Below are 8,363 nucleotides of genomic sequence, written 5' to 3'. Positions count from 1 at the left end.
GCTGCGCGAAATGGTGGCCGAGGAGCTCGGCAAGCCGTTCGCGCCCGCGGTGGCGCCCGCCACGTCCTGGTGGCGGGCGGCGTCGGCATCACCCCGCTGCTGAGCCTGGCCTACGAGCTCCACCGCCGCGGCGCCGAGTTCGAGCTGCACTACTTCGCCCGCGCCCGGGAGCAGGCCGCGTTCGCCGGCCTGCTGGAGCGCGAGTTCGGCGACCGCGTGCACCTGCGGTTCGGCGTGCCGCGTGCCGAGCAGCCGACGATCCTGAAGGAGGTCGCGGGCGAGCTGACCCCGGACGCGCAGGTGTACACGTGCGGGCCGGAGGGGTTCATGGCGCAGGTCTCGGCGGTCTTCGCGCCCGTCGTCGGCGAGTCGCGCGTGCACGTGGAGCACTTCGTGGCCGCCGACGTCGACACCAGCGGCGACCAGCCGTTCACCGTCGAGCTGGACACCGGCGAGGTGTTCGAGGTGCCCGCGGGCAAGTCGATCCTCGCGGTTCTCGGGGAGAACGGCATCGAGGTCTTCAAGTCGTGCGAGGAGGGCATCTGCGGGTCCTGCGTCTCCGGGGTGCTGGAGGGCGTGCCCGAACACCGGGACAGCTGCCTGTCGGCCGCGGACAAGGCCGCCGGGGACCAGATGGCCCTGTGCGTCTCCCGCGCCAGGACGGCCCGGTTGAAGATCGAGCTGTACTGAGCCGGAGTCGCCTGTCCGGTTGCTGCCACGGCCCTGGCCGGGTCCGCGGGGCTGCCGCACGATCGTCCGGTGATCGTGCAGCAGCCGACCGGAGGTGGCCCCGTGACGACCGATCCCGACCTGCTCGGCCCGGTGGTGCACCGCTACCGCGTCTCCCACGGGCGCCTGGCGCTGATCACCGTCGCCGCGGTCGTCCTCGCCGCCGTGATGGGGGCCCTGACCACGCCGATGATGCTGTCCGGGTACTCCTACCAGTACAGCACCGCCATCGGGTTCGGCATCACCGTGACCGTCTTCGCCGCGACGCTCGCGGTGTTCCTCGTCGTGCACGTGGCGCGGCAGGGGCTGTCGGAGACGTTCGAGGTGCGCGACGCGGGCCTCGCGCACACGGCCAAGGGGCGGACGCGGGCCTGGCCGTGGCAGGCGGTCACCGCGGTCACGCCGTTCCACCCGCGCCGCAGCACCTTCCTGACCCGGCTGGTCATCCGCGACTACCGCTGCACCGTCGCGTTCGCCGACGGCGCGAAGATCCGGTTCTCCGGCGCGCTGGACGGACACGAGCTGCTGGAGCACGCGATCCGCACCGGCTCCGCGGTGGGCGGTCAGGCGCCGAGGAGGTAGCCGACGCCCCGGACCGTGCGCACCACCGGCGGCGGCCCGAGCTTGCGGCGCAGCCCGGCGATCAGCACCTCCAGCACGTTCGAGGCGGGCGGCACGAACTCGTCCCACGCCGCGGCGATCAGCTCGGACCGGGGGACCGGCCGCCCGCCTGCGGCGACCAGCCGCTCCAGCACCACGAACTCCTTCGCGGTCAGCGTCAGCGGGGTGCCCGCGCGCCGTGCCTCGTGCCGCCCGGTGTCCACCTCGACGTCCCCGTGCCGCAGCACCGGGGCGGGCAGCGCCGGGCCGCGACGGCACAGGCTGCGCACCCGCACCACGAGTTCGGCCATCGCGAACGGCTTGACGAGGTAGTCGTCGCCGTGGGCGAGCCCGGCGATCCGGTCGTCCACGGTGTCCCGCGCGGTCAGGAACAGCACCGGCACCGGCCACCCCCGCTGTCGCAGCCCCGCCACGTACCGCAGGGCGTCCCCGGCCGGCAGCATGCGGTCGAACACCGTGCAGTCGTAGGAGTTGACGCTCACCGCCTCGTCCGCCGCCGGCAGGTCGGCGGCCACGTCCACCGCGAACCCGGACCCGCGCAGCGACGCCTCGACGGCCACCCGGAGGTTCTCGTCGTCCTCGGTGACCAGCACACGCACCCCGCCACGGTATCGCCCCGGCCCGGCCGGTTCCTGCCAAAACCCGCAAACCGGGCGAACAAGATCCGGCGGGACGCTAAGCTTCCGGGCACACGCTCCCCGTGACGAAGGATCCACCGTGTCCGCACCTGTGACGACCCGGCCCCGGGTGCTGGTGGTCGAGGACGACGAGGACCTGCGCGTCGCGGTCACCGCGGAACTCACCGCCGCCGGCCTCCGGCTGGACACCGCCGTGACCCTCGCCGGGGCGTCGGCGGCCCTCGCCGAGCCCGGGCACGCGTGCGTGGTGTTCGACCGGATGCTGCCCGACGGCGACGCGATCGACTTCGTGCACCGGCGCAGGCAGGCCGGGTGGGCGGTGCCGGTGCTGTTCCTGACCGCGCGCGACACGGTGCACGACCGCATCGCCGGGTTCGAGCACGGCGGCGACGACTACCTGGTCAAACCGTTCGCCGCGGCCGAACTCGCCGCCAGGGTGCTCGCGCTGTGCCGCCGCTCCGGCACCGGGCGGCCCTCCGTGCTCCGGCACGGCGGCCTGGAGGTCGACTGCGCCCGCCGCGAGGTGCGCCGCGACGGGGTGCTGCTCACGGTGTCCGGCAAGGAGTTCGCGGTGCTGGAGTACCTGATGGCGCGCCCGGAGCAGGCGGTGCGGCGGGCCGAGCTGATCGAGCACTGCTGGGACTCCAGCACCGACCCGATGTCGAACGTGGTGGACGTGGTGGTGCGGCGGCTGCGGGGGAAGCTGGGCGAACCGGACGCGGTGCAGACCGTCCGCGGGGTCGGCTACCGGATGGCGCCGTGAGCGCGCCGCGGAGCGGTTCGGCCGCGCACCGCCTGCGCCGCCTGCGCTGGATGCTCACCGGGCTGTTCACCGCGATGAACGCGATCGGCCTGATCGTGTTCGCGGTCCTGGTGGTCCAGGCCGACGCGGACAAGGGCGAGCAGGCGATGGACGGCGAGCTGCGCCGCGTCACCTCGACCGTCACCCGCCTCCTGCAGTACGACGACACGCTGGTCACCGCGTTCGTGGCCGAGGACGAGCTGAACACCCAGTGTCCCCAGTTCGCGGTGCTGCCCGGCGGCGCCGAGCGGTTCGAGCCGCACGTCAGCCGCCGCACTTGCGTGCCGGTCGACCTGGCGGTGCTGGGCGGGCTCGCCCAGCGGGCCGTGCAGTCGGGCACCCTGCTGAAGGGCTACGTGCGCGCCACGAACGGCGCGCTGGTGCGGATCGGGGCCGAACCGTTCCGCAACAGCACGGGCCAGTACATCGGCGCGGTGGTCGCGGCCATGGACGCCGGGCCGGAGCAGTCCCGGCACGAAGGGCTGCTGCTGATGGTGATCGGCGGGTGCGTGCTGCTGCTGGCCGCGGTCGGCGTCGCCGGGCACCTGCTGTCCGGGCGCGCGATCCGGCCGGCCACCGCGGCGCTGGAGCAGCAGGAGGTGCTGCTCGCCGAGACCGCCCACGACCTGCGCACCCCGGTCGCGGCGCTGCGGGCGCTCGCCGAGACCGCGACCCGGCACCCCGACCAGGGCGCCGAGCTGCTGCCCCGCACGGTGCGCCTGGCCGGGCGGATGGGCAGCATCATCGACGGCTTGCTGGTGCGGGCCAGGCTCGCCGCCGGGGTGGAGCGGCTGGCCATCCAGCCGGTGTGGCTGGACCAGCTGGTGACAAGCGTGGTGGCGGAGACCCCGGCCGAGGACGCCCAGGTGACGGTCACCGCCGCGCCGACCCGGGTCGACGCCGACCCGGCGCTGGTGCAGCGCGCGATCAGCAACCTGCTCGACAACGCGTTGCGGTACGGGCGGCAGCCGGGCGCGCAGGCGCTGGTGCACATCACGGTCGCGGGCGGCCGGGTCACGGTGGCCGACCACGGGCCGGGGATCGACCCGGCGGTCGCGGCGGAGAACTTCGACCGGTTCAGCAGCGGCGGCGGGTCCAGCGGGCTCGGGCTGTCGATCGTGCGGTGGGTGGCGCAGGCGCACGGCGGGGTGCTCCGCGTGTACAACGCCGAGGAGGGCGGCGCGATCTTCGAGCTCGTGCTGCCCGTCAGCAGCGCCGCCCAGCCCGGCCCCGCGCCCTGGTACAGCGAGCATCGGGGGTAGACGCAGATGGACGAGCGGACTTCCCACGGCCTGCGGCGCCGACTGCCGATGGCGTTGCTGGTGGCGGTCGTGGTCGCCGGTGTCGCGGTCGCGGTGTCGGCGGCGGGACGGCCGCTGCCCGGGCTGAACGTCGCGCCGGGCGGGCACTGGGTCGCTTTCCCCGGCCTGGACCGGGTTTTCCACATCAACGGCTCGGCCCGCACCGTGGACGCCTCGGCGGAGGTGCCGGGCCTGGAGCCGGGCAGCCAGGTCGTGCAGGGCGAGACGAGCGGGTACGTGGTGGGGCGGTCGCGGATCCACGAGTTCGGCAAGTCCGACCTCAGCGTGGAGCGCAGCTTCGTCCCGCCGACCGGCGAGGTGCCGGTCGCGATCGAGACGCCGGGCGGGCCTTACCTGGTCTACCGCGAGGCGGGCCGGGTGGTGCGGCTCGGCGACGGCGCGGTGACCATTCCGGCGGGCGGCGTGCTCGGCGACCCGGTGGCCACTCCGGACGGCACGGTGTGGTTGCACCGCCTGGATTCCGGGGTGCTGTGCCGGCTCCCGCGCGACGCGGAGCAGGTGTCCTGCCCGGTGGCGGCTCCCGCAGGCCACACCGGCGGGCTGACCGTGGTCGGCCGGGACGCCGCGTTCGTGGACACCACCTCCGACGTGCTGCGCCCGGTCACCGGGGACGGGTTCGGCGAGCCGGTGCCCGCGCGGATGGACCTGCCGCCCGGCGCCCGGATCGCCCCGGCGGACGCGGACGGCCGGGTGGCCGTGCTCGACCCGGCGACCCGGCGGCTGCACCTGGTCGACGCGGCCGGGCTGGACGGGCGGCGCGCGCCCGCGACGCCGATCAGCCTCGCGCTGGCCGACGGGGACTACGCCGGCCCGACGGTCAGCGGGTCGTCGGTGGTGCTGCTCGACCTGACCCGCAGCACGGTCCTGACCTACAGCAGCCAGGGCGATCCGAAGCGGACGATGCCGGTGCCGCCGGAGGCGGGCGAACCGCGGCTGGCCCGCGGCGAGGACGCCCGCGTGTACGTGGACGGCGCCGAGGGGCGGCACGTGCTGGTGGTGGACCACGACGGCGCGGTGAACCAGGTGCCGGTGGTCGGCACGCAGCGGCCGGACGAGCCGGGCGCGCCGGTCGCCCCGCCGCCGGAGTCGCCTGTTTCGCAGCCCCAGAATGGACCGGCGCAGAACGGACCGGCGCAGAACGGACCGGTCCAGAATGGACCGGCGCAGAACGGGCCGCCGCCCGGTGGGGGTCAGAACCGGCCGCCCTCGGGTGGTGACGGGGGCCGGCCGCCGGGGCAGACCCAGTCGCCGCCGTCGTCGTCGCGGGCCGTGCCGCCGCCGTCGCCTCCGCCGGTGCCGGCGAGCCCGCCGGGCCTGCCGCCCGGGCTGCGCGCCACCGTGCAGGGCGAGAACGTGCAGCTCACCTGGGGCGCGGCGCCGCCGAACGGCGCGGCCGTCACCGCCTACCAGATCTCCTGGCGGCCGGGGTCGGGCGCGGGTGGGGCGATGACCCGTCCGGGCAGCGCGCGGTCGGCCACGCTGAGCGGGTTGCAGCAGGGCGTGACCTACACCGTCACGGTGGTGGCGGAGAACAGCGCGGGGCGGGGCGCGCCGGCCACGGTCCAGACCCGGGTGCCGGTGCAGCGGACCCCGCAGGTGAGGGTGACCAGGGGCTCGGATACGACCTACGACGGTTGTGAAGCCCCGGACTGCGCTTACATGCGCATCGAGATGACCGGGTTCGAGCCCAAGTCGTGGTACGAGGTCGAGGTCTTCTCCGACAACCCGGGCTACTCCAACGAAGGCAAGGGTGTCACCACCGACGAGGACGGCATCGAGATCTTCGAGGCTTTTCCCTACGAAAGCGTCGGCTACACCGTGTGGGTCATCGTCGACGGTGTCGAGTCCAATCACTACGTATGGCCGGGGGGATAGTGCAGAGCGCAACACGAGCGGGCGAGGTCGCCGGGCTGATCGCGAACAACGTGCAGCAGGTGATCCGCGGCAAGCCGGAGCTGGTGCGGCTGGCGGTGGCCGCCCTGCTGGCCGAGGGGCACCTGCTGATCGAGGACGTGCCCGGCCTCGGCAAGACGACGCTGGCGCGGTGCCTGGCGCGCAGCATCGGCGGGAAGTGGAGCCGCATCCAGTTCACGCCGGACCTGCTGCCCGGCGACATCACCGGCGTGAGCGTGTTCCACCAGAAGGACGAGGAGTTCGGGTTCCACCCGGGCGCGGTGTTCGCGAACATCGTGGTGGCCGACGAGATCAACCGCGGCACTCCGAAGACCCAGTCCGCGCTGCTGGAGGTCATGTCCGAGCGGCGCGTGACGGTGGACGGCGTGGCGCACGAGGTGCCGCGGCCGTTCCTGGTGGTGGCCACGCAGAACCCGATCGAGATGGAGGGCACCTACCGGCTGCCGGAGGCCCAGCTGGACCGGTTCCTGATGCGGTTGTCGGTCGGCTACCCGGACGTGGCCTCCGAGGTGCTGGTGGTCATGAGCGAGTGCGCCGGCGTCACCGCGGACGAGCTGCCCACCGTGGTCGACATCGGGGTGCTGCGCCAGGCCATCGCGGAGGTGCGCGGGTCGCACCTGGACCGGGCGGTCGTCGAGTACGCGGCCCGGCTGGCGGCCGCGACCCGGGAGCACGCGGCGGTGCGGTTCGGCGCGAGCCCGCGTGGCAGCATCGCGCTGGTGCGGACCGCGCAGGCGCTGGCCGCGACCGACGGCAGGGCGTTCGTCACCCCGGACGACGTCAAGGACGTGGCCGTGCCGGTGCTGGCGCACCGCCTGATCCTCACCGCGGACGCCGAGCTGAACGGCCGCGGCACCGCCGAGATCGTCGACGAGGTCCTGGCCGCCACCCCGGCGCCGGCGATCGGCGCGGCCCGGCGGTGAGGCGGCGGCTGACCGGGCGCGGCGTCGCGGTGCTCGTCGCGGCGGTGCCGTTGCTGGTGTTCGGGCAGTGGGGCGGGTACCCGCTGTTGCGTGCGCTGGGGGCGGTGGCGCTGGTCGCCGTGCTCGCCGCGGTGGCTGTCACGGCGCGCGGGCTGGGTGTCGAGGTGCGCCGTGCCGTGTACCCGGACCGGGTCGAACGGGGCAGTGCCGCGCTGGCGCGGCTGCGGGTGCGCAACCCGGGGCAGCGGCGGCAGGCGGCGTTCCTGGCCGCCGACGGGATCGGCGGGCAGGCGCAGACCGTCTCGGTGCGCGCGCTCGCGCCGGGCGCGGAGGCCACCTACCACTACGAGCTGCCCACCGGCGCGCGCGGGCGGCACCCGGTCGGCCCGCTGACGCTGCACCGGGCCGACCCGTTCGGGCTGGCCGTCAACCGCAAGCCCACCGGGGAGACCTCGGACCTGTGGGTGCACCCGCGGCAGCTGCCGGCCCGGGTGCTGGTCAGCGGGCACCCGCGGCACCACCACGACGGCGCCCGCACCGACGACGCGCTGCGCGGCTCGATCGACCTGCAGGACGTGCGCGAGTACGTGCCCGGGGACGAGGTGCGGCACGTGCACTGGAAGGCGACGGCCCGCACCGGGCGGCTGATGGTGCGGGACCTGGTGGACCCGGAGCAGCCGCGGTTCACGCTGCTGCTGGACACCCGCGCCGGATCGCTGTCGCCTGCCGGGTTCGAGGAGGCGGCCGACGTGGCCGCGTCGCTGCTGGTGGCCTCGGCACGGGCCGGGCACCCGTCGCGGCTGGTCACCGCGGGCGGGCTAGACCTGCCCACACCCGGCGGCCTGCCCGCGACCCGGCAGCTGCTGGACGAGCTGTGCCAGGTGACGCAGGCCCCGGCGGACGCGCTGGTGCCGCCGGCGCTGTCCGCACGCGGCGGCGCGGGCGGATGCCTGGTGCTGGTCAGCTCGGCGCGCGCGGAGCCGCCCGCACTGACCTGGCTGCGGGACCGGTTCGACACGATCTTCCTGGTCGCGCTGGAAGGACCGGGACCACGAATGGCCGCGGCGCCGGGCGCACGGGTGCTGCTGGCGGGCGACGCGGTGCAGGCGGTGCGGTTGTGGAACGAGGTGGCGGGGTGAGGCACGCCTCGGCGGGGCGGGTGTCCGTTGTGGACTGTTGCCTGCGCTCGGCTCACTCCGAGTCGCGCGCATTGACCCGGCTGCAGGGCCGGCTCGGCATGAACTTCCTGGTCGCGCTGGAAGGGGCGGGGACTGCGGGTGGCTGTGGCGTCGGGCGCGCCGGTGGTGCTGGCGGCCGATGCGGTGCAGGCGGTGCGGTTGTGGAACGAGGTGGCGGGGTGAGGCACGCCTCGGCGGGGCGGGTGTCCGTTGTGGACTGTTGCCTGCGCTCGGCT

Annotated in this window: 8 protein-coding genes; 7 read left to right on the top strand and 1 reads right to left on the bottom strand. The window is 74.9% G+C overall.

Features of this window, described 5'->3' with window-relative positions; all coding sequences use genetic code 11:
- Positions 1 to 690 (top strand): iron-sulfur cluster-binding domain-containing protein (locus ABZ215_RS37760; protein WP_354955326.1); only part of this gene is annotated, 690 nt, incomplete at its 5' end.
- Positions 691 to 792: 102 nt separating this feature from the next.
- Complete coding sequence (locus tag ABZ215_RS37755) at positions 793 to 1,311, top strand: hypothetical protein (RefSeq protein ID WP_354955324.1); 519 nt, start codon at positions 793 to 795, stop codon at positions 1,309 to 1,311.
- On the opposite strand, the gene ABZ215_RS37750 is transcribed toward ABZ215_RS37755, so the two are convergent.
- Positions 1,293 to 1,949: a response regulator transcription factor gene (locus ABZ215_RS37750; protein WP_020419230.1), complete on the bottom strand. Its 657-nt coding sequence runs from the start codon at positions 1,947 to 1,949 to the stop codon at positions 1,293 to 1,295. The genes ABZ215_RS37755 and ABZ215_RS37750 overlap by 19 nt on opposite strands.
- A gap of 118 nt (positions 1,950 to 2,067) precedes the next feature.
- Between ABZ215_RS37750 and ABZ215_RS37745 the strand changes: the two genes are divergently transcribed.
- Genes ABZ215_RS37745 through ABZ215_RS37725 form a run of 5 tightly spaced genes read left to right on the top strand, consistent with a single transcriptional unit; the run spans position 2,068 to position 8,088 of the window.
- Entirely contained in the window at positions 2,068 to 2,751 is a 684-nt protein-coding gene (locus ABZ215_RS37745) for a response regulator transcription factor (RefSeq protein WP_354955322.1), read from the top strand.
- Positions 2,748 to 4,052, top strand: a complete 1,305-nt coding sequence (locus ABZ215_RS37740; protein ID WP_354955320.1) for a HAMP domain-containing sensor histidine kinase — start codon at positions 2,748 to 2,750, stop codon at positions 4,050 to 4,052. The genes ABZ215_RS37745 and ABZ215_RS37740 overlap by 4 nt, the downstream gene beginning before the upstream one ends.
- Positions 4,053 to 4,058: 6 nt before the next feature.
- Positions 4,059 to 5,987 carry a fibronectin type III domain-containing protein gene (locus tag ABZ215_RS37735; protein ID WP_354955318.1) on the top strand — a complete coding sequence of 643 codons (1,929 nt, stop codon included), beginning with the start codon at positions 4,059 to 4,061 and terminating at the stop codon, positions 5,985 to 5,987.
- Complete coding sequence (locus tag ABZ215_RS37730) at positions 5,972 to 6,949, top strand: MoxR family ATPase (protein WP_051123558.1); 978 nt, start codon at positions 5,972 to 5,974, stop codon at positions 6,947 to 6,949. Before ABZ215_RS37735 ends, ABZ215_RS37730 begins: the two co-directional genes overlap by 16 nt.
- Complete coding sequence (locus tag ABZ215_RS37725; protein ID WP_354955316.1) at positions 6,946 to 8,088, top strand: DUF58 domain-containing protein; 1,143 nt, start codon at positions 6,946 to 6,948, stop codon at positions 8,086 to 8,088. The genes ABZ215_RS37730 and ABZ215_RS37725 overlap by 4 nt, the downstream gene beginning before the upstream one ends.
- Positions 8,089 to 8,363: the final 275 nt, after the last annotated feature.

This window comes from Amycolatopsis sp. NPDC006131 (assembly GCF_040614175.1).
Taxonomy (GTDB): domain Bacteria; phylum Actinomycetota; class Actinomycetes; order Mycobacteriales; family Pseudonocardiaceae; genus Amycolatopsis_E; species Amycolatopsis_E tucumanensis.
The sequence above is the reverse complement of the archived record's forward strand: the minus strand, read 5'-3'. Positions and strand labels throughout refer to the sequence as shown.